The organism is Mycobacterium sp. 94-17 (genome assembly GCF_035617725.1).
GTDB lineage: Bacteria > Actinomycetota > Actinomycetes > Mycobacteriales > Mycobacteriaceae > Mycobacterium.
Window position 1 is genome coordinate 160,290 of sequence record NZ_JAPIYN010000008.1, and the last position, 20,872, is coordinate 181,161.

The following is a 20,872-nucleotide window of genomic DNA, read 5'->3' on the forward strand; positions in this document are numbered from 1 at the left end:
CGGAAGAGGGGTAAATCCCCTGTAAAAGCGTAATTTTGTGTCCTGATCCGCAAGATTTTGCGAATCTTGCGAAAAGGGTCGGAGTACCGTGTGACGGGTGGCGAAGACGTTCGCCGGCGCACGGCTGCGGCGGTTGCGTGAGGAGCAGGGGCTGACCCAGGTGGCGCTGGCGCGCGTCCTGGGGCTGTCCACCAGTTACGTCAACCAGCTCGAGAATGATCAGCGTCCGATCACGGTTCCGGTGTTGCTCACCTTGACCGAGCGCTTCGACTTGCCGACGCACTACTTCGCGCCCGAATCCGACGCCCGCTTGATTTCGGATCTGCGGGAGGTTTTGGCCGACACGTCTGCCACGGCGGCCCAAGTCGAGGAGCTGGTCGCCCGGATGCCGGCGGTGGGTCAGACGCTGGTCAACCTGCATCGGCGGGTGCACGACACGACCGCCGACCTCGAGGCGCTGCACAGCCGCGCCAATCTCGATACGTCGGGGATGTCCCAGCAGCCCATGCCGTTCGAAGAGGTCCGTGACTTCTTCTATGACCGCAAGAACTACATCGGTGAGTTGGACGCCGCGGCCGAGGATCTGTTCAACGGGAACAACCTGCGCATCGGCGGTCTCGACGGTCAGCTCGCGGAGTTGCTCGCCGACAAACTCAGCGTCACAGTGGTGATCGACGACGGCCAAACGTTAGGTCCCAATTCCAAGCGCCTGTTTGCGCCCGAATCGAAAACCCTGTACCTGGCCCGGTGGCTGCACCCCGGCCAGCGTGCGTTTCAACTCGCCACCCAGATCGCCCTGCTGACCCAGAGCCGGCTGATCACCGGAATCATCGCCGGCGACGATCAGCTCAGCGACGACGCGCGCGGCGTCGCCCGCATCGGCCTGGCCAACTATTTCGCCGGCGCCCTGCTGTTGCCCTACCTGAGGTTCCTCGAAGCCGCCGAGAGAGTCCGTTACGACATCGACCAGCTGGCAAGGCGATTCGAGGTGGGGTTCGAAACCATCTGTCACCGGTTGTCCACCCTGCAGCGCCCTAATGCCCGAGGCGTCCCCTTCATCTTCGTCCGCACTGACAGCGCGGGGAACATCTCGAAACGCCAGTCCGCCACGGCATTTCACTTCTCGCGCGTCGGGGGGAACTGCCCGTTGTGGGTTGTGCACCACGCGTTTTCGCGGCCCGACCAGTTCTTGACGCAGGTTGCGCAGATGCCCGACGGACGCACCTACTTCTGGATCGCCAGGACCACCACCACGGAGCCGAGCCGTTACCTCGGCCCGGACAAGAGCTTCGCCATCGGACTGGGATGCGACGTCGCCCACGCCGAGAAACTGATCTACTCCGTCGGCATCGATCTGGCCGACGCCGAGCCCATCGTGCCGATCGGCGCCGGCTGCAAGATCTGCGACCGACCCGCTTGCCCGCAACGCGCGTTTCCGTACCTTGGTCACCCGGTTTTTGTCGACCCGCACAGCAGTACCGATCTGCCTTACCCGCCAGCGATCACGACCTGAGCGCCGTCGCGGTCTTGACGACGCCCGCGACGCAATGGTCGAGTGAGTCATGCACTGGAGTGGGGAGACGGCATGCCGAAGGTAGCGATTCTCGACGACTACGCCGGCGTCGCGCTGCAGGTCGCCGACTGGTCGCCGGTGCAAAAGCGGGCCGAGCTAACCGTTTTCGACCGGCACCTTTCCGAGGACGAGGCTGTCGACGTGCTGAGGCCCTTCGATGTGCTCTGCACCCTGCGCGAGCGGATGGCGTTTCCGCGCACGCTGCTCGAGCGGCTGCCGAACCTGAAGCTGATCACCATCGTCGGGCGGAGCCTGCCGAACCTGGACCTGGCCGCCGCCGGTGAGCACGGGATCGTGGTCGCCCATTCGGATTTCGCCCATCCCCGATTTCGGTCACTTCGCGATGCCACACCGGAATTCGCCTGGGGGCTGATGATCGCGACGGTGCGCCATCTCGCCCACGAGCACGCCATCATGCGTGACGGCGGTTGGCAGACCAGCGTGGGGACGACGCTGTCCGGCAAGACACTCGGAGTTCTCGGCCTGGGCAGGATCGGCAGACGCATGGCGGGATACGCCACCGCGTTCGGCATGGATGTCATTGCGTGGAGCCAGAATCTGACCGAGGAGGCCGCCGCGAGCGCGGGCGCACGCCGGGTCGATAAGGCCACGCTGTTTGCCTCGTCGGACGTGGTCTCCATTCATCTGGTGCTGTCGGAGCGCACCCATGGGCTGGTCGGCGAAGCCGAGCTGGCACTGATGAAGCCGCACGCCTACTTGATCAACACCTCGCGGGGCCCGATCGTCGACGAGGCGGCCCTGGTGGCCGCGCTGACAGCCGGGCGCATCGCCGGAGCCGGGCTGGACGTTTTCGACATCGAGCCACTGCCGAAAGACCATCGGCTGCGCGGACTTCCGAACGTCACGCTGTCTCCCCACCTCGGGTACGTCACGCGCGAAATGCTGGGCGCCTTCTATTCCGACACGGTGGAATCCGTCGTGGCCTGGCTGGACGGGCGGGCGTCATGAGGTCCGCGACCGTTTCCAGTGGGGACTCTTGATCGCATCAAGCGCCTCGGTGACGTATCGGTCCAACGGCAACGGGTTCCCGGACTGTCGCACCCATTGCTGGAACGCGAAATCCGCTGCGGCGAACGCGAGGTGGACCAGCAGGCCGGGACGGCTGTCGGCCCCCGGGTCGACCCCCATCCGTTCCGCGATCAGCTTGGTCGCCCGCTCCTTATCGGCCGGCCGGTGCACCGTGACCTTGTCCAGCAGGCCGGGAACCACCAGCAGGGCTTCGCGCCATTCCTCCGTGTCGGCCTGCTCGAATGACCGGGTCCGCGTGATGATGGCGTTTATCAGCGCGGTGTCGGGTGACTCCCCGGCGGGCCGGCCTTCGAGCAGATTGACGATCGCGGCGCCACCGTAGCGCACGGGTGCGAGGAGAAGCTCTTCCTTCGCCGGCACGTGCCGAAAGAACGTGCGTGGCGAAACACCTGCGGCCGTGGCGATTTCCTCGGTGGTCACCGCGTCGTATCCGTGCTCGACGAACAGGCGGAACGCCGCACGCCGGATATCGGCGCGGATCTGGTCGCGCTGCCGGTCGCGCAGCGATGCCGGCCTGGCCGGACGGGTCATCGGAAGCAGCCGATCCCGCCGTCGACGTGAATGGTCTGTCCGGTGATGAAGGTGGCGTCGCTGCCGAGTAAGAACGACACCAGCGCGCCCACGTCGGTGCGCACGTCTCCGATCCGCTTCATCGGAACCCGACCAAGTGCCTTCTCATATTCCTTGGGCGCGAACGACTTCCAGAACTTGACGCCGTCCGATTCGGCGAACGGGCAGATGACGTTGACGCGGATGTTGTCGCGCCCCCATTCCAGCGCGGCCACCTTCGACAGCCCGCGGATGCCTTCCTTGGCGGCGGCATAGCCGCCCCACTTGGGTTCGCCGCCGGTGCCGGTCCCCGAACCGAGGTTGACGATCGACCCGCCCCCGGCCTCGACCATCACTGGGTGTACGGCCTGCATCAGCAGGAACGTCGCGCGGGGGCCCACCTCGTGGCCGAGGGCCAGGTCTTCGGTGGTGATGTCGACGAACGACTTGGGCTCGTTGGTGGCAATGGCGTTGTTGACCAGGCCATGGACCGTGCCGAAGGCGTCGACGGCCGCGGACGCGATCCGCTGCGCGCTGTCCGGGTCGCGCAGGTCGGCGACCAGCATCTCGGCCCGGCCGAGTTCGTTCAGCTCGGTGGTGGCCGCGTTCAGCTTCTCGTCCTGGATGTCGACCAGCAGCACCTCCGCACCGCGTTCGAGCAGCGCCGCGGCGACGCCCCTACCGACGCCTTGGGCGGCGCCCGTGACGATCGCGACGTGCCCGCGCATCGAATCGGGATGCCAATAGCTCATCTGGCGCGTCATGGCCTGCGCGCGGCGAGGCCAGGAGCCGGACGCCCGGCGAATAACGGCAAGTCGAGGTAGGTCTTGATGCCCGGCTCGGCGGCGCAGACGTCGGGAATGGCGTTGACACAGTGGTTGGCGGTGACCACGATGCCCGGATTCCTCACCAGGCCTTCGGCGATCGTATCCGGTTGCAGCCCTTTGAAGGTCAGGCTCACGTCGGGGTCGCCGGTGATCTCCACCTCGAAGCGTTCCCCCTGCTCGCCGAAATTCCAGGCCGGGTCCAGATTCTCCTCGCCCATCAGCCAGTTGACGGCCGCGGTGATGACCGGCTCGCCGTCGACCGTCGCCTGCCAGCGGAACCGGCGTGCGGCCACGGCACCGACGGTGATCGGGAAGGGCTCGTAGTCGATGTCGGCGGTCGCCACCGCGACGTCCTGGATGGTCCTGATGTCGGGATCGATACGAAATCCCATGTGCTCGGCGATCATTCGCACCGACTGCTTGAAGCCCGCCTCGAGCAGGCCGGCCATCGGCCCCTGGGTGGCTTCCTCGGGGGTCCCGCCGAATCCCATGATGTGACGCACCACGTCCGGTGCGTTGTAGGTGCGGATGTCGGAGAACTCCTCGGCGCGCACATGCGTGATGGCCGACGACAGCGAGGACACCATGAGCGGGAACCGCTCCGTGATGCCGCCGGGATGGATGCCCGAACCATGCAGCGTCACACCGCTTTCCGTCGCGGCATCGGCGACGGCCCGGTGGCGCTTGTTGCTCGGATCGGGGTAGACCCATCCCACGGGTGTGACCACGTTCTTGCCGGACCGCAGCAGCGCGATCACCTCGTCGTCGCTGGGTATCAGCGGGCTGTACACCACGCAGTCGGCGTCCAGCGCCAGTATCTCGTCGACGCTGCTGGTTGCGGTGACGCCGAGCTCGTGTGTCCCGATGATCCGGCCGACGTCGACGCCATCCTTGGCCGCGCTGTGCACCCAACACCCCACCAGCTCCAGCTGAGGGTGATTGATGACGCACTCGATCGCCGCTTTGCCCACGCCCCCGGTGGCCCACTGGATGACACGAAGCTTGGACGGGCTACTCATCATTGACCTCCCGGAGGGGACGCTGCGCGGCCTTTACACATCGGCGAACAAGATGGCAGGCTATGACTTACTGACAGTGACTGTCAACAAACGTTGTGGGGAGAGGATCGATCGATGGGCGTCCTCGACGGCAAGATCGCGATCGTCACCGGCACCAGCCGCGGTGTGGGCGTGGGCATCGCGCACGAACTGCTGCGCGCCGGTGCGACCGTGGTCGGCTGCTCGCGGTCACGGCTCGACGCCATCCCCGGCATCGAACCGGAGTGGGCGGATCGCGCTTCCCACCGGGTGTGCGACCAGGGTGACCATCGCTCGATCGACGCCTTCGTCGCCGACGTCGTGGCCGCCCACGGCCGGCTAGACATCCTGGTGAACAATGCCGGCGGCACCGTTCCGGCGCCGCACGCCGAGAGCATTCCCCAACTGGTGCAACGCATTCAGGGCGCACCCGCCGATGATGACGACTACGCGCGCACCGCGCTGTTCCACGCGTTCGCCGTGCAGATGAATCTCATCAGCCCGCTGTGGTTCGCGATCCGCGCCTATCGGCAGATGCAGGCCCAGGACGGGGTCGGCTGCATCATCAACATCTCCAGCGGCGCAGGACATCCGGCGGGATCGCCCACCCTGGTGTCCTACGGGGCGGCCAAGAGCGGCCTCAACCACCTCACCCGGTCGCTGGCCGAGGAGTGGGGGCCCAAGGCGCGAGTCAACTGCATCGCGCTCGGGCCGACGATGACCGCGAACTTCCGCTCGTTCGTGCTGCCCAAGGACGATCCGACCGGCGAGAAGTACTTCGCCGCCGTCCCGTTGCACCGCGCCGGTGAGCCCGCCGAGGTGGGCCGGGTCTGTGTTTTCCTCGCCGGCGGGCAGGCCGACTTCGTCAACGGCACCACCATCGAATGCGACGGCGGCATGCTGCCCGGCGTGCTCTATGACGCGGGCCTGAAGACCATTACCGATCTGTTGTAGCGCACAACCCGCCCGACAACCGCTGGAAGCGCTTCTCGCCAAGCTTCGTGAGCGGTGGTTCGGCTTCGAGCCCAACCTCGTAATTCGGCTCTGACTACTTCGACCGCCCGCATAGCGTCTAATTAGTGGATGGAACTGATAAAGCCCACCGACGCGATCTTTCTCCTGGGAGAATCCCGCGAACATCCCATGCATGTCGGCGGCCTCCAGTTGTTCGAGCCCCCGCCGGGCGCCGGGCGCGGATTCGTTGGCGAGCTCTACAAGAGCCTGGCCGCCCAGCAAGATTTCCAGCCCACGTTCCGCAAGCATCCCGCCAGCTTGGTCGGCGGAATCGCGAACCTGGGCTGGTCCTATGACGACGACATCGACGTCAACTACCACGTCCGGCGCTCCGCGCTGCCGTCGCCGAGGCGGGTTCGCGAATTGCTCGAGCTCACCTCGCGCTGGCACAGCAGCCTGCTGGACCGTCACCGCCCGCTGTGGGAGACGCACATCATCGAGGGGCTCAAAGACGGCCGGTTCGCCGTCTACACCAAAATCCACCACGCGCTGATCGACGGTGTGTCCGCGCAGAAGCTGATGCAGCGTTCGATGTCGACCGATCCCGGGGAGACGGAGATTCGCGCGCCCTGGACCCTGGGTAAGCCCAAGCGCAGATCCAGCCCGTCGTCTCGATTGGGCGCATTGGCGCGCACGGCGGGATCCCTTGCGGCGCTTGCACCCTCGACGATAGGGCTGGCGCGTGCGGCGCTGTTCGAGCAGCAATTGACTCTGCCGTTCGGGGCGCCGAAGACGATGTTGAACGTCAAGATCGGCGGCGCCCGCCGGTGCGCCGCGCAGTCCTGGTCGTTGGACCGCATCAAGAACGTGAAGAAGGCGGCGGGAGTCACCGTGAACGACGTCGTCCTGGCGATGTGCTCGGGCGCCCTGCGCTATTACCTGCTCGAGCACGACGCGCTGCCGGACACACCGCTGATCGCCATGGTGCCGGTGAGCTTGCGCACCGAGGAAGAAGCCGACGCCGGCGGCAATCTGGTCGGCGCCATTCTCTGCAACCTCGCGACCGATACCGACGACCCGGCGAAGCGTCTGCAGACCATCAGCGAATCGATGCGCAGCAACAAGACGGTGTTCTCGCAGCTGCCGCGGATCCAGGCACTGGCGCTGTCGGCCATCAACACCTCGGCGGTGGCTCTGGCGGCGGTCCCGGGCTGGGTGGCATCGACGTCACCGCCGTTCAACATCATCATTTCGAACGTGCCGGGACCGACGCAGCCGATCTACTACGGGGGCGCCCGGCTCGACGGCAACTACCCGCTGTCTATCGCGCTGGACGGTCAGGCGCTGAACATCACCCTGGCCACCAACGCCGGCAATCTGGACTTCGGTCTGGTGGGCTGCCGGCGCAGCGTGCCGCACCTGCAACGCCTGCTCGCGCACCTGGAGTCCTCACTGAAGGATCTGGAACGCGCTGTGGGCGAATAAGGTTCAATGCCAAAACTGAGCGCGGGTGTGCTGCTGTACCGGATCCGCGGCAGCGTCGTCGAGGTCTTGGTCGCGCATCCGGGCGGGCCGTTCTGGGCTCGCAAGGACGACGGCGCATGGTCGATTCCGAAAGGCGAGTACACCGACGGGGAGGATCCCTGGGCGGCCGCGCAGCGCGAGTTCTCCGAGGAACTCGGGCTGCCGGTGCCGTCGGGGCCGCGCATCGACCTCGGCCGGCTGAAGCAATCCGGCGGCAAGGTGGTGACCGCCTTCGCCGTGCGCGGCGACCTCGACGTCACCGCCGCGCGCAGCAACACTTTCGAATTGGAGTGGCCGAAAGGGTCGGGCACGCTGCGCGAGTTCCCCGAAGTCGATCGGGTGGCCTGGTTCACGGTGGCCACCGCGCGGGTCAAATTGCTGAAAGGCCAGCACGGTTTCCTCGATCGCTTGCTGGCGGATCCGGGGTTGGCCGAGCTATCTGGCCATTGAGCAGGGCAGCGCCGGGGGAAAGGCACAATGTCAGGATGACGACCGCGCCCACCGAGTTCACGAAACCCGATGAATTGCTGGCGCGGCTGTTGGACCGGTCGGTTCGCAACGACCCCTACCCGCTGTTCGCGCAGTTTCGCGAGCGGGGCTCATTCTCCTTACCGGCGGGCAACCTCGCGGTGTTCTCGACCTACCGTGATTGCGACGACGCGTTGCGCCATCCGTCGTCGAGCAACGACAGAAACAAGTCGACGGCCGCGCGCGCACAGGTCGAGGCGCAGACCCGGCAGCTCATCGAAGCCGGCGCCGAGGTGCCCACGCAGACCCCGCCCGGCTTCTTGTTTCTGGACCCGCCCGACCACACGCGGCTGCGCAAACTGGTCAGCAAGGCATTCGCGCCGAAGGTGGTCAACGCGCTGCAGCCTGACATCGTCGCGCTGATACACGGGTTGCTCGACCGTATCGCCGAAAAGGGGCGGTTCGAAGTCGTCGAGGACCTCGCCTACCCGGTGCCGGTGGCGGTCATCTGCCGACTGCTCGGCGTACCCCTCGAGGACGAGCCGCAGTTCAGCCGGGTGTCCGCGCTGCTCGCGCAATCACTGGACCCGTTCGTCGCCTTCACCGGCTCGCCGTCGGACAACCTGAAGGAGCGGATGGACGCGGGAATGTGGTTGCGCGCCTACCTGCACGGGCTGATCGACCGGCGCCGCTCGCGGCCCGGCGATGATCTGATGTCCGGGCTGATCGCTGTGGAAGAGTCGGGCGACCAGCTGACCCAGGAGGAGATCGTCTCCACCTGCGTGCTGCTGCTGGTCGCGGGGCACGAGACCACGGTGAACCTGATCGGCAACGCGGTCCTGGCGATGCTGCGCCAGCCGTCGCAGTGGGCCGCCCTCGGCGCCGATCCCAATCGTGCCTCCGCCGTCATCGAGGAGACGCTGCGCTACGACCCGCCGGTGCAGATGATCGCCCGAACTGCCGGTGATGACATGACAATTGGGGACGTCGACGTGCCCCAGGGCGACATCATGATGTTGTTGACCGCCGCCGCCCAGCGCGATCCTGCCGAATACGATCGGCCCGATGTCTTCGACCCGGACCGGAGGGCGTTGCGGCACTTAGGGTTCGGCCGTGGTGCGCACTACTGCCTGGGTGCACCGCTGGCCCGGCTGGAGGCCGGTGTGGCCCTGTCGGCGGTGACGGCGCGTTTTCCGAGCGCCCGGTTGGACGGCGAGCCGCAGTACAAGGCCAATGTCACGCTGCGCGGGCTCTCGCAACTCATGGTCAGGGTCTAGTCCCGATCAAACGCGGGCAAACAGTGCGTTCGCGGTTGCGCACGCGGTAGCGTCGTTCCTAACGTGCCGGCGGTGGTGGGACGGGAGATGACCATGAAGCGGTGCATCGTCACAGGATTCGCTGCCTTGCTGTTGGCCGCACAGCTCATTGCCGCGGCGCCGCCGGCCGGGGCCGGCTGCCAGTACGGAGGACCCGTCCTCAGCAAGTGCGACGGTCCCGTCCAGCCCGACGGCACCTGGCAACGCTGCGTGACGGTCACCCGCCTGATTCTCAACGGCGCCAGTTCCTATCTGGTGCCCGAGAATCACTGCGATCAGATGGGTCCCGACCAACGCTCACCGGATGTCGCCTTCGCCGACCCGCCGACGCACATCGACGGCTGAACTCGGCGCCGCCGACCTAGCCCGAACCGAGTCCCGGCACGATGTCGCCGAGGCTGAAAGTCACCGGCTGCTCGAGCTGTTCATAGGTGCACGAGCGCGGTTCGCGGTCCGGACGCCACCGGTTGAACTGCGCGGTGTGACGAAACCGCCGGCCTTCCATATGGTCGTAGCGGACCTCGACCACCCGCGCGGGCCGCAGCGGCACGAACGACAAGTCCTTGCCCGCGTTCCAGCGCGAGAATTCGTTCTTGCGAGGCGTCCGGTCGCCGGCCTTATGCGCGGCCCAATTCCACGGGTGATCCTCGAAATCGGTGACGAGCGGCTGCAGTTCGTTGAACAGCCGCCGCCGCTCGGTCATGGGGAACGCGCCGATCACACCGACCGAGGCGAGCCGGCCGTCGTCGGAATACAGGCCCAGCAGCAACGAACCGATCGCGCCCGCACCGGATTTGTGCACCCGGTAGCCGGCGACCACGCAGTCGGCGGTCCGCTCGTGCTTGACCTTGAACATGATCCGCTTGTCCGGTTGGTAGGTGATGTCCAGCCCCTTGGCGATCACGCCGTCGAGGCCCGCGCCCTCGAACTCGTCGAACCAGCGCCGCGCGGTGTCCAGGTCGGTGGTCGCCGGTGTGACATGGATCGACGGCCCCGCCGCCGCCAATGCGTCGACCAGGGCGGCCCGCCGTTCGCTGAAGGGGCGTCGCGTGTAGTCGTCGTCGCCGAGGGCGAGCAGGTCGAACCCGATGAACGACGCCGGCGTGGTCTCGGCGAGCATCCGTACCCGCGAGTCGGCCGGGTGGATGCGTTGTTGGAGCGCCTCGAAATCGAGACCCTTGCCGGCGGCGATGACGATCTCGCCGTCGATCACGCAGCGTTGCGGCAGCTCGGCCCTGGCCGCGGCGACCAGCTCGGGAAAATAGCGCGTCATCGGCCGTTCGTTGCGGCTGCCCAGCTCGACCTGGTCGTGGTCGCGGAAACAGATCGACCTGAAGCCGTCCCACTTGGGTTCGTAAGACGCGTCGGGGGGAATCGAGCGAACCGACTTCGCCAGCATCGGCGACACCGGCGGCATGACGGGGAGGTCCATAGCCCGATTGTGCTGGAATCGACGGTATGGCTGCAGAAGAGGTCGATGTCGACGGCATTTCGGTGCGCCTGACCAATCCCGACAAGGTGTATTTCCCCAAACTGGGGTCGAAGGGCACCAAGCGGCACCTGGTGGACTACTACCGTGCCGTCGCGGGCGGTCCGATGCTCGACGCGCTGCGCGACCGGCCGACCCACCTGCAACGCTTCCCGGACGGCATCGACGGCGAGGAGATCTACCAGAAGCGGATCCCGCAGCACCATCCCGACTACCTGCGCACGTGCCGGGTGACGTTTCCGTCGGGGCGGACCGCCGACGCCCTGAAGGTGACCCACCCGGCGGCAATCGTGTGGGCCGCACAGATGGGCACGGTCACCCTGCACCCCTGGCAGGTGCGTTGCCCGGACGCCGACCATCCCGACGAACTGCGCATCGATCTGGACCCGCAGCCCGGCGTCGCCTTCGAGCAGGCACGCACCGTCGCGGTCGACGTGCTGCGGCCGCTGCTCGACGAGCTCGGTCTGGTGGGATACCCGAAGACCTCGGGTGGTCGTGGGATCCACATCTTTCTGCGGATCGCCACCGACTGGGATTTCGTCGAGGTGCGGCGTGCCGGCATCGCCCTGGCCCGCGAAGTCGAGCGCCGCGCGCCCGACGCCGTCACCACGTCGTGGTGGAAGGAAGAACGGGGCGAGCGCATCTTCATCGACTTCAACCAGAACGCCCGCGACCGCACCATGGCGTCGGCGTATTCGGTGCGACGCACCCCGATCGCGACGGTATCAATGCCATTGACGTGGCGAGAGCTGGCCGGCGCCGAGCCCGACGACTACACCATGGCCACCGTGCCCGATCTGGTGCGGGACCGCGAAGAACCTTGGGCGGCAATGGATGACGCGGGGCAATCGATCGCCGCCCTGCTGGAGATGGCCGAGGCCGACGAAGAGCGCGGCCTCGGTGACATGCCGTACCCGCCGAATTACCCGAAAATGCCGGGAGAGCCGAAACGCGTTCAGCCCAGCCGGGATCGAGATCTCAAATAGGGGGCCCGGTTGCTATGTCGGTGGCGGCGCGGATGTGTTCCGCGGCGTTTGCGTTGCTGCTGTTGGTGATTGCCGGTGGCGGGGCCGCGGGTGCGGAGCCGGCCGCACCGGATATCGACAGGTCCGGACGCTTGGTGGGCTGGGACACCTACCGCCGGTTGGACCGATTGCCCTATCTGGACCCGGGTTCGCAGACGCTGCAGGTGTCGAGCTTCGATCGCAGCGGCGGCGATTTCGACATCTCCACCGGCAACCGCAACGGCAGTGGCGGGTGCCTGGCGCCGGGAGGTGCCGGCTGCGTGATCGCGGAGGATCACGGCGCCGGCGAGATCGACTCGATCTGGCTGACCCGCGATGGCGGTAATCTTCGCGCACTCGGCAACATTCGCATCGAGCTGGACGGGCAGGCCGTCGTCGACACTCGAGTGCAGTCGTTGGTCGACGGCGAATTGGGCGCCCCGTTCGTGTGGCCTCTGGTGGCCAACGCCGTCCAATCGCCGGGAGGCGATTACATCAAGGTGCCGATGCCCTACCGGCGCTCGATGCGGGTCAGCGTCACATCCCATTTGGAGTACTACCACGTCGATTACCGCCAGTTCCCCGACGCCGACCGGATAACCACGTTCGCATCGTCCGATCGCGCGCTCGACGTGCTGAACATGCTCGCATCCGCCGGTGCGGGTGACCCCAAACCGGCGGCGGGCGGTGCCGCGCACAGCAATCGGGTCACCGACGTCCCCGCGGGCGCCGCGCAGACCATTGCCGAATCGGCTGGCCCGGCGACCATCTCGGCGCTGCGGCTGCAACTGCCCGAGCCGGCGGCCCGACAGTTGGGCGGATTGCGGCTGCGGATCGAGTTCGACGGCAAAACCACGGTCGACTCCCCGCTCGGGGAATTCTTCGGCGCCGGGCTCGGCGCGAACCCGGTGCGATCGCTGATGTTCGCGACCAGCACGGCACCCGACGGATCGGTGGGGTTAAATGCTTGGTGGCCAATGCCTTTCGTGCAGTCGGCAAGGGTCACGCTCGTCAACACCGGCGCCGGCCCGGTGGCGGGGATAGACAGCGACGTCGCCACCACACCCGACGCCGGGTGGGCGTCCGCGCTGAGCAGCGGCCGCGCCGGCTATTTCACCGCGCGCTCGCACGACGGGCCGACGACACCCGGCCAGGACTGGGTGTTCGCCGACGAACAGGGACGCGGCAAATTCGTCGGCGTCAGCCAGACCATCCACGGTGATCGAACTAGAACGGCGTTCAGCGACGAGGCCCCGTACTTCCTGGAAGGCGCCGAGCGGGTCTACACCGACGGAGCCGCATCCCCGCAGTGGTACGGGACCGGCACCGAGGACCTCTACGAGGGAGGCTGGTACTTCAAGAACGGCACCCACTTCAGCGACCCGCTCAACGGCCAACCCGATCAGCGCACCGCCACGGGCGGGTGTGCCGACTACTGCGTCGCCGTCTACCGGATCATGCTGGCCGACGCGATCGGCTATCACTCCGCGCTGCGATTCGGGATCGAGCACGGCAAGAGGAACATGGTCCAACCCGACTACGGCTCGACGGCATTCCTCTACACGCGGCCGGACCCCGGCATCAGCGGCGCCGACGACGTCAACCCCACTGATCCCGTAGATCGAGTTCTACACGGCTACAACGATTCCGACGCCACCGATCAGCTGCTGGTCAGTGAATACGAGGGCACCCGGGACACCCTGCCCGTCGCCGGCTCCGTCCGCACCACCCGGGGCGCGATCACGTTTCACGTCCAGATCGATCCGGACAACCGCGGAATTCTGCTGCGCCGCACGTCGGATCAAGCGGGCGGCTTCCAATCGGCCGACGTCGCGGTCGACGGCGTACCGGCGGGCAACTGGCTGCAGCCGCGCAGCAACACCGTGCACCGGTGGCTGGACGACACCTACCTGGTGCCGCGGTCGGTCACCGCGGGCAAGGCGCAGGTGACGATCAGCTTGACGCCCACCGCCGACTCACCGCCCTGGACCGCCGGCCGCTACCACGTCGACGCACTGACCGGGCCCGCGGACTGAGGAGCGATTGGCGACGAGTCCGATGAGCGCACCGGCCAACCCGCCGGCCGGTGCCAGCACCGAAGACCCGGCGAGCAGGAGATAGCCGAACGTGACACCGCCCAGGAGCAACGCCTGGTGCACGGGCGGCCACACCGCTGCCGAGCGCAACCGGGAGGACAACCCGATGCCGAGCAGCAGCGCGACCACGTGACCGATGGCGGTGAAGTCCGCACCTGCGGCCGCCACCACCGCGGTCCCCAGCCACCATCCCGCCCAGACCCCGCGCCAGCGCGCCGGGAGCGACGCCGTGAACGCGCCGAGCACACACATCGCGCCGTAACTGATCCCCACGTCGCTGGCGCGGGCAACCGAGACCGGCAGTATCCCCGTTTCGATGGTGGCGACCAGACCGACGGCGACGATCGCCGTGGCGCCGATGTGGCCCACGGCGAAGGTGAGGAGCAGCCCGCGGCCGCACCACATCAGTTCGCCCAAGGCCAGCAGGCAGACCAGCCCGGGCAGCCAGAAGAACAGATCGCCCCCTTCGTTGACGAATGCGCTCCCGATCAGGGTGCCCAGCTGCCCGCGCCCAAGGTTGTGGACGTTCGTGCTCATCCGGCTGACGGCGACCTCGTGTGCATGGGGGCCGAGCGCTGCGAGGACGAGAGAGATGACCAGCAGGATGGCCGCGTAGGTGGCCGTGACCCGGACCGACGCCGCGCGGGGCACCGCACGCAGCGGTGCCTGGGTCCAGCGCAGGGCGCCGTCGCGGATGGCGGCGGAGGTCATAGGTCCACCCTGCAGTGTCCGGCGGCCGATGTGCCTCGTGCTTAACGAGGCCTTCACACCCGTGCCGCAAATCTTCACAGAGTCGGGCTGAACCGTGATTTCTTTTTAAAGAGGGATGATCGCGGCTCGATGCAGAGATCGATCAGCCCGAAGCCCGTTCGCCGCTCTGCCATTCCCCGACCACACCATCACCTCGGGGCCGCCCCCACGGGGCGCCCACTGAAAAGCGCCTCGACGACGTCGAACTTCCCGCCCGCGAGCGCCTGCTGGCGATCTTCGACCTGCACGAATCGGACGTCGTGCGCGGCTGCCCGTTTCACAACGCAGCCGTCGAGTCGGCCGGTTCGTTGGCGACGACCGACGAAATCGTGCGGATCCACAAGCGGGAGTTCACTGACCGTCTCATCGCCGTCGCACGCGAGGCCGGCGCTGCCGACCCGCAGCTACTCGGCCGGCAGCTGGCTGTGCTGTTCGAGGGTGCCACCGCGATGGCGACGTCGCTAAACGACACCGCCCCCGCTGTCCATGCCCGCGCCGCCGCCGTGACGCTGATCGAGACCGCCATGCGGTCTTGACGGAGTCGTCGGGATGCTGCTAGACAGGGCCTGCGCCACGCTTTTGGGCGATCGCCCAAAAGTCGAGCGGTGGAGGATGTCAATGACCGTCACCAACGACACCGACGTCTACTACGACCCGTACGACGTCGACATCAACGCCAACCCCTATCCGACCTACGCGCGGCTGCGCGAAGAGGCGCCGCTCTACTACAACGAGCGCTACGACTTCTGGTCGCTGTCAAGGCATTCCGACGTCGAGCACGGCCTGTCCGACTGGCAGACCTTCTCCAACCGGCGAAGCGACATCCTCGAGCTGGTCCAATCGAAATTCGACATGCCCGGCGGCGTGATGATGTTTCAGGACCCGCCGGAACACTCGAGGCTGCGCGGGCTGATGTCGCGCGTGTTCACCCCGCGCCGGATGGCCGCCCTCGAAGACCAGATCCGCCAATACTGCGTGCGCTGCCTGGATCCGCTGGTCGGCTCCTCCGGCTTTGACATCATCGCCGAACTCGCCTCGATGATGCCGATGCGTGTCATCGGAATGCTGTTGGGAATACCGGAATCCGAACAGATTTCGGTGCGCGACGCCAATGACGCCAGCCTGCGGACCAAGCCGGGCACGCCGTTGAAGGTCGCCGACGCCGACTCCATCGCCGACGGCCGGATCTACGCGGACTATGTCGAATGGCGCTCCAAAAACCCGTCGGACGACCTGATGACTCAACTGCTCAACGTCGAATTTGACGACGAGAACGGGGTGCACCGCACGCTGACCCGCAAAGAGGTGCTGCACTACACGCAGGTGGTCGCCGGTGCGGGCAACGAAACCACCGGTCGGCTGATCGGGTGGCTGGCCAAGGTGCTCGCCGAGCACCCCGACCAACGTCGCGTGGTCTACGAGGACCGGTCACTGTTGACCCGTACCGTCGACGAGACGCTGCGATTCGAACCCACCGGCCCGCACGTCGCACGTTGGATGGCACAGGATTTCGAGTGCTACGGCACGACGGTCCCGGCCGGCAGCGCGATGCTGCTGTTGTTCGGCGCCGCCAATCGCGATCACCGCCGCTATACCGATCCGGACACCTACAACGTCCGTCGCGACAACATCTCGCACATCACGTTCGGGAAAGGCGTGCACTACTGCCTGGGCGCCAACTTGGCCCGCCTCGAGGGCCGCGTCGCGCTCGACGAGATGCTCAACCGGTGGCCCGAATGGGACATCGATTACGACACAGCGCAATTGGCGTCGACGTCGACCGTGCGCGGCTGGGAGCGGCTGCGGGTCGTGCTGCCCTGAGAACGGCTATGCATAGAGACGGCAGCGCCCGACGAGGATATCCGCGAGCCGCAGCGGCTCGCTGACCATCACCATGTGGCAAGTGTCGATTTCAACGAGTGTCTGTACACCGCCGAGGGCTTCGATGTTCCTTCGTTGGAGTTGGGGCGCGATCGCACGATCGTTTAACGTCAGAATCCAAGTGCGAGGAATGTCAGCAGGCATTCCTCGCCAAGACACATTCTCGGTGAGCATGCGGAGCGATTCTGGATAGAGCTTGGCGCGCATGAAGTGGCGTCGGCCGGACGGAACCCCGTTCAGGTACGCGAATCCCGCTAACGAGCTTGGTGTTTGACGCGGCACACCTCTCTTGGCAAAGCGTCGAGCGATTCTTGTAAGTAGCCACGGCAAGCTGTCCACGAGCGTCGCGCCTTCGGGCGGCAGGAATGAAGCGGCGAAGATCAGCTCGCGAACCCTGGCCGTTCCCAGCTTGCTCGCCATTCCTGGCAGCGTCATGCCGCCGATCGAGTGGCCAACGATGATGATGTCGGTCAGTCTTGCGCTTTCGACGTCGCCGACGAGTGAATCGACGCAGTCGGCGATCGACATCGTCCGCAAGTTCCCCGGTTTGCCCCGCCGTCCGGGCATGTCAAGGGCAAGCACGGTCAAGTCCGGTGCCAACCGATGGATCTCATGGATGGTGAGCTCCCAGGAATCGGCCGCGAGCCCGCCGCCGTGAACAAGAACCAAAGCGGGCAGTGCCATGACGGGCCTCCTTGAGCGCCCGCAGCCCTGAGCGCAGGATCGCATCGTAAAGCCGCAACGATGCGGCGCGCGTGAGATTCGAACTACTCCACGCCGCGCTCCCGGCGCGCTTTCGGCTCGGGCATCTCAAACCGGTCCAGGAGCCGGTTGGCCAAGGCGATGGTGGCGTCGTGGCCCCCCGAGGATCCCAGCCCTCCTTCCAAGATCAAGGTGCGGCCGACGGAGGCGATGACGACCGCGATGGCCGCGGGCGGGAACTCGGCGGTGTCGATGCCGTGTTCGCGGATGATGAAGTTCAGCGCGGTGATTTGTTGCTCGCGCCACCGGTCCGACCACGCGGCGATCTCCGCGCGAATCTCCTTGCGGTGGTTGGCAAGTCCCATGAACTCCAGCAGCAGCCGGGTGTCCTTGGGCTCGATGAGGGTATCCCAGAAGGCGTGCAAGGGCCGGTCCGACGCCAGCGCCTTTTGCTGGCGCTCCAGGTACACGGCCGCACCGCGGCGGAAGACGGCCAGATACAGGTCGTCCATTGTGGGGAAGTAGTAGTGCACCAGCGCCGATTTCACACCGGCCTTGGCGGCAACCCGGCGCGACGTGGCGGCCGCGTAGCCCTCTTCGAGCATGATCTGACTCGTCGCGGCCACCAGCATCTCACGCGTCGTCGAGTCACGCGCCCTGGGTCGTTCGGATGCCGTCACACTGTGGTCCTATCACACGGCCGGTTCGGCGACCATCTCCAAGAAGGCTGCGCCGGAATCCGGGATGCGGTTCTGCGTGAACACGTTGACGGCGTGGGAAACCAGGATCACCGAATCGCGGCGTTCGCTGTATCTGGTTCGCTTTCGCCATTGGCCGTCTCATTCCGCGAGAAACGGTCAGCCGCCGATTTGAGCGATCGCTCAAACATGGTAGTGACATGCTTGCACCCCGGTCGCGGTGGTCAAGGCTTACCGCCCCTGTAGGCGGGCTGCCACGGGCGCGAAGGATTCGATCTGCGACTGCTGCACCGTGACATAGTCGGCGCCCTGGGTGTCTCGGCGCGAATGCACACCTGAGCGGAATCAAGGCCACACGGGCACCTCGCGCTTGACCGCAGGCGAGACCGGGTGATGGGTATGTGAAGCAAATTTGTGCGGCTCAGGAAAACCGGCTTGTGCTGGCGTGACGACGGCGGTCGTCACCGGCGGCGGACCAGCTCTTCATCGACGGGGTGTGGACGACAGTTACACGGTGCCAATCGATTTCCACCGCGGTCGTGCGACCTGACGTACACCACGTCTATGTTTAATATTATTAACGATCGGGGAAATGCATGGACAGTCCTGTTCCCGAGGCGAAGGCAAACCCTCATGGCACCCGATTTCAAGGACGTCATCCAGTCTAAGTACCTGCTGTTGACGACGTTCACCAAGGATGGGCGTCCGAAGCCGACACCGATCTGGGGCGTGCCCGACGGTGACAAGCTGCTGGTGATCACCGACGACGGGTCGTGGAAAACCAAGCGAATCAAGAACACCCCGAGGGTGACGATCGCCAAGAGCGCGGCGCTGGGCACACCCAAGAGCGAAGAGGTCGAAGCCGTGGCCCGGGTGCTGCCGAAGTCCGAGACGCGGCGGGTGTACAACGCCGTCCTGAGGCGGTACTGGTACCACGCGCCGTGGTTCTACTTGCACTCGATCGTCCGCGGCGGCATCGACAAGGTGCACGTCGGCCTGGAGATCAAACCCGCCGGCTGACGACGCCGCGCTAACCGCTTTCCGCGCGAATCGCCTCGAAGGTGTCCGCGACGGTCTGCCGGGGATCTCGATAGGTGACGCCGAGTTCCCGTTCACTCGGGGAATCGTCGGACGCCGGCATCTGCGTGTAGTACTGCATTCCCGCGGAGGTGAACGGCGTGTCGAAGGGCAGGAATCGGTGCGCCCGGTCCAGCACCGCGCCGGCGACGCGCAGCGCGGTGTCCGGAATCGGCACGGCGACCATCGGCGTCCCGGCGACCTCGCCGAGCAGATTCGCCAGGTCGGCGGCGGGCACCCGATGACCGCCCGCCATATAGCGGCGTGGCCCGCGCCCCGGCTCGAGCAGCGCCGCGTGCAGCGCGGCCAGGTCGCGGACATCGACTATCAGCCACGCCGCGCTGCGCCCGGGAATCGCATGCATCTGCACCGCCGCCCGCACACCCTCGCCGGCCTCCCCGAACTGGTCGCCGACCGGCGGGCCCAGCACCATGCCCGGATAGGTGACGTTGACCGGTGCGCCCGCGTCCTGCAGGCCCCGGGCGTAGATCTCGACCTGCGCCTTGGACGTTCCGTATCCATCCGCCCCGCCCACCACCGGCAGGTCCGCCGTCAGCGTCTCAAGGCCCGGATGGAACAGGGCGGTAAAGCTGGACACGTGGACGATCGGGTCCAGGCCGAGCTCCACGGACTGACCCAGCACGTTCTGGGCGCCCTGCATGTTGGTGGCGAGCATGGCGGGCGTCTGGCGCGGGTCGGTGGCGACCAACGCGGCGCTGTGCACCACGGCGTCGCAGCCGCGCAAGGCCTCCCGCACCGCGACGCGGTCGGTGATGTCGGCGACGGCGAAGTCCGAGACGTCCACGCCCAGCTTGGCGACGGTGGTCTGCAGCTTGGCGGGGGTTCGGACCAGAAACCGCACGGAGTGGCCCGCATCGGAAATGGATTTGGCGGTCCAGCCGCCGACGAAACCTGTACCGCCCGTGATCAGAACCCGCATGGGCTCAAATCTATAGGTGGCTGGATGCGAAGCTGGCGGCCTGGCCCGTCATGCCGTTGATCGGATACGACGTGTGCGCGGCGAAGTCGTTGCCTCCGCCGTTGCCGCACACCGGATCGCCCTGTGCGCACAACTCGATCGTCTTGGGCTGATACAACGGCCCGATGGTCAGCGGCGGCGCGTTGTACTTCTGCAGGAACTCGCCCGACGGCGTTCCGAACAACGCCACGGCCGCGACATGCCGGGCGATGTCCGGCGGCATCGGCGGCGGCACCGCGGACGCGGGCACCCCCGGGGGCACCGCGGCCGACGTGGTGTAGCCCGCCACCGCCGCGCCCTGCGAGTAGCCGCCGAGAATCTCGCGGGTGTTGGGACAATTCACCGCCATCGACTCGATGTGAGAGCTGGCGTCCCGAATGCCGTCGATGACGGTCAACGGGAAGTCGGGGCTCGAAAAGTCAGTGCTGGCAGGGTAATTCACTGGGTACACGGTCAACGACTTGCCGCCGACCTGGGCATGCAGCGCATCGATGAACGGCTGACCGATCCCGCCGACGCCAGGAGCTTCACCGGATCCCCGCGCGAAAACGACTTCGACGTCCGGACATGGCTCCGCCGCGGCGGACGGGACCGCCGCGCTCGGCACGAACGAACCGAACGCCGCCGCCGCCGACAGCGCGCCTATTGACAATCGGCGCGCCGGCGCGGCGGCCAAAACCTCGCGAACACCCATTACTTTTTGAAAGCGTCCTTGACCTTCTCGCCGGCGTCTTTCAAGGACGACTTCGCCTGATCGACGCGGCCCTCGTTCTTGGTGTCGTCGTCCCCGGTGGCGTTGCCGACGGCTTCCTTGGCCCGGCCCCCGAGGTCCTCGATCTTGTTCTTGATCTTGTCTTCAGCACTCATGGCGTGCTGACTACCCCGCAACGGGAGTCGG

The 20,872-nt window shown here is 66.5% G+C and carries 22 protein-coding genes; 12 read left to right on the forward strand and 10 right to left on the reverse strand.

Features of this window, described 5'->3' with window-relative positions; translation table 11 throughout:
- Positions 1-97 precede the first annotated feature (97 nt).
- Together OQ789_RS12125 and OQ789_RS12130 are read left to right on the forward strand one after the other, a co-directional pair.
- Complete coding sequence (locus OQ789_RS12125) at positions 98-1,513, forward strand: short-chain fatty acyl-CoA regulator family protein (RefSeq protein WP_324686007.1); 1,416 nt, start codon at positions 98-100, stop codon at positions 1,511-1,513.
- Positions 1,514-1,585: 72 nt separating this feature from the next.
- Entirely contained in the window at positions 1,586-2,542 is a 957-nt protein-coding gene (locus OQ789_RS12130; protein ID WP_324686009.1) for a D-2-hydroxyacid dehydrogenase family protein, read from the forward strand.
- Here the strand turns inward: OQ789_RS12130 and OQ789_RS12135 are convergent.
- The 3 genes from OQ789_RS12135 to OQ789_RS12145 are packed head-to-tail and all read right to left on the reverse strand — an operon-like array spanning position 2,537 to position 5,018.
- A complete protein-coding gene (locus OQ789_RS12135; protein WP_324686010.1) occupies positions 2,537-3,154 on the reverse strand; it encodes a helix-turn-helix domain-containing protein in 618 nt (205 codons plus the stop codon). The two genes, OQ789_RS12130 and OQ789_RS12135, sit on opposite strands and share 6 nt — an antisense overlap.
- Positions 3,151-3,924 (reverse strand): SDR family NAD(P)-dependent oxidoreductase, encoded by a 774-nt coding sequence (locus tag OQ789_RS12140; RefSeq protein ID WP_324686012.1) that lies wholly within the window; start codon positions 3,922-3,924, stop codon positions 3,151-3,153. Before OQ789_RS12140 ends, OQ789_RS12135 begins: the two co-directional genes overlap by 4 nt.
- Before the next feature lie 8 nt (positions 3,925-3,932).
- A complete protein-coding gene (locus OQ789_RS12145; protein WP_324686014.1) occupies positions 3,933-5,018 on the reverse strand; it encodes a dihydrodipicolinate reductase in 1,086 nt (361 codons plus the stop codon).
- Between the two features lie 114 nt (positions 5,019-5,132).
- Here OQ789_RS12145 and OQ789_RS12150 point away from each other — a divergent pair, with 114 nt between their 5' ends.
- The 5 genes from OQ789_RS12150 to OQ789_RS12170 all read left to right on the forward strand — a co-directional run bounded on the left by OQ789_RS12150 (position 5,133) and on the right by OQ789_RS12170 (position 9,643).
- A complete protein-coding gene (locus tag OQ789_RS12150) occupies positions 5,133-5,990 on the forward strand; it encodes an SDR family NAD(P)-dependent oxidoreductase (RefSeq protein WP_324686016.1) in 858 nt (285 codons plus the stop codon).
- 129 nt (positions 5,991-6,119) lie between these two features.
- Positions 6,120-7,475, forward strand: coding sequence for a wax ester/triacylglycerol synthase family O-acyltransferase (locus OQ789_RS12155; protein ID WP_324686017.1), 1,356 nt, complete (start codon positions 6,120-6,122; stop codon positions 7,473-7,475).
- A gap of 6 nt (positions 7,476-7,481) precedes the next feature.
- Positions 7,482-7,964 (forward strand): NUDIX domain-containing protein, encoded by a 483-nt coding sequence (locus tag OQ789_RS12160; protein ID WP_324686019.1) that lies wholly within the window; start codon positions 7,482-7,484, stop codon positions 7,962-7,964.
- 35 nt (positions 7,965-7,999) lie between these two features.
- A complete protein-coding gene (locus OQ789_RS12165) occupies positions 8,000-9,259 on the forward strand; it encodes a cytochrome P450 (protein ID WP_324686020.1) in 1,260 nt (419 codons plus the stop codon).
- Between the two features lie 93 nt (positions 9,260-9,352).
- The gene (locus OQ789_RS12170; RefSeq protein ID WP_324686071.1) at positions 9,353-9,643 is read left to right on the forward strand and encodes a CDGP domain-containing protein; all 291 of its coding nucleotides are present in this window, start codon (positions 9,353-9,355) and stop codon (positions 9,641-9,643) included.
- A gap of 16 nt (positions 9,644-9,659) precedes the next feature.
- Here the strand turns inward: OQ789_RS12170 and OQ789_RS12175 are convergent, their stop codons facing one another.
- Positions 9,660-10,730, reverse strand: coding sequence for an ATP-dependent DNA ligase (locus tag OQ789_RS12175; protein WP_324686022.1), 1,071 nt, complete (start codon positions 10,728-10,730; stop codon positions 9,660-9,662).
- Between the two features lie 26 nt (positions 10,731-10,756).
- On the opposite strand from OQ789_RS12175, the gene ligD reads away from it, so the two are divergent.
- Entirely contained in the window at positions 10,757-11,773 is a 1,017-nt protein-coding gene (gene ligD, locus OQ789_RS12180) for a non-homologous end-joining DNA ligase (protein WP_324686024.1), read from the forward strand.
- Positions 11,774-11,787: 14 nt separating this feature from the next.
- Positions 11,788-13,827: a glycoside hydrolase family 172 protein gene (locus OQ789_RS12185; RefSeq protein WP_324686026.1), complete on the forward strand. Its 2,040-nt coding sequence runs from the start codon at positions 11,788-11,790 to the stop codon at positions 13,825-13,827.
- On the opposite strand, the gene OQ789_RS12190 is transcribed toward OQ789_RS12185, so the two are convergent.
- Complete coding sequence (locus OQ789_RS12190; protein ID WP_324686028.1) at positions 13,768-14,598, reverse strand: rhomboid-like protein; 831 nt, start codon at positions 14,596-14,598, stop codon at positions 13,768-13,770. The genes OQ789_RS12185 and OQ789_RS12190 overlap by 60 nt on opposite strands.
- A 347-nt stretch (positions 14,599-14,945) precedes the next feature.
- On the opposite strand from OQ789_RS12190, the gene OQ789_RS12195 reads away from it, so the two are divergent.
- Positions 14,946-15,173, forward strand: a complete 228-nt coding sequence (locus tag OQ789_RS12195) for a hypothetical protein (RefSeq protein WP_324686030.1) — start codon at positions 14,946-14,948, stop codon at positions 15,171-15,173.
- An 82-nt stretch (positions 15,174-15,255) separates the two neighbouring features.
- Positions 15,256-16,458, forward strand: coding sequence for a cytochrome P450 (locus OQ789_RS12200; protein WP_324686032.1), 1,203 nt, complete (start codon positions 15,256-15,258; stop codon positions 16,456-16,458).
- Between the two features lie 6 nt (positions 16,459-16,464).
- Here OQ789_RS12200 and OQ789_RS12205 read toward each other — a convergent pair whose 3' ends face one another.
- A complete protein-coding gene (locus tag OQ789_RS12205; protein WP_324686033.1) occupies positions 16,465-17,202 on the reverse strand; it encodes an alpha/beta fold hydrolase in 738 nt (245 codons plus the stop codon).
- 83 nt (positions 17,203-17,285) lie between these two features.
- Entirely contained in the window at positions 17,286-17,852 is a 567-nt protein-coding gene (locus OQ789_RS12210) for a helix-turn-helix domain-containing protein (RefSeq protein ID WP_324686073.1), read from the reverse strand.
- Positions 17,853-18,551: 699 nt separating this feature from the next.
- Here OQ789_RS12210 and OQ789_RS12215 point away from each other — a divergent pair.
- On the forward strand, positions 18,552-18,938 hold the full coding sequence (locus OQ789_RS12215) for a PPOX class F420-dependent oxidoreductase (RefSeq protein ID WP_324686035.1): 387 nt from the start codon (positions 18,552-18,554) through the stop codon (positions 18,936-18,938).
- A 10-nt stretch (positions 18,939-18,948) separates the two neighbouring features.
- Here the strand turns inward: OQ789_RS12215 and OQ789_RS12220 are convergent, their stop codons facing one another.
- From OQ789_RS12220 to OQ789_RS12230, 3 genes are read right to left on the reverse strand one after another with little or no spacing between them, the layout of a single operon-like run.
- Entirely contained in the window at positions 18,949-19,935 is a 987-nt protein-coding gene (locus tag OQ789_RS12220; protein WP_324686037.1) for an NAD-dependent epimerase/dehydratase family protein, read from the reverse strand.
- A gap of 10 nt (positions 19,936-19,945) precedes the next feature.
- The gene (locus tag OQ789_RS12225) at positions 19,946-20,668 is read right to left on the reverse strand and encodes a cutinase family protein (protein ID WP_324686039.1); all 723 of its coding nucleotides are present in this window, start codon (positions 20,666-20,668) and stop codon (positions 19,946-19,948) included.
- Positions 20,668-20,841, reverse strand: coding sequence for a CsbD family protein (locus OQ789_RS12230; RefSeq protein ID WP_324686041.1), 174 nt, complete (start codon positions 20,839-20,841; stop codon positions 20,668-20,670). The genes OQ789_RS12225 and OQ789_RS12230 overlap by 1 nt, the downstream gene beginning before the upstream one ends.
- Positions 20,842-20,872: the final 31 nt, after the last annotated feature.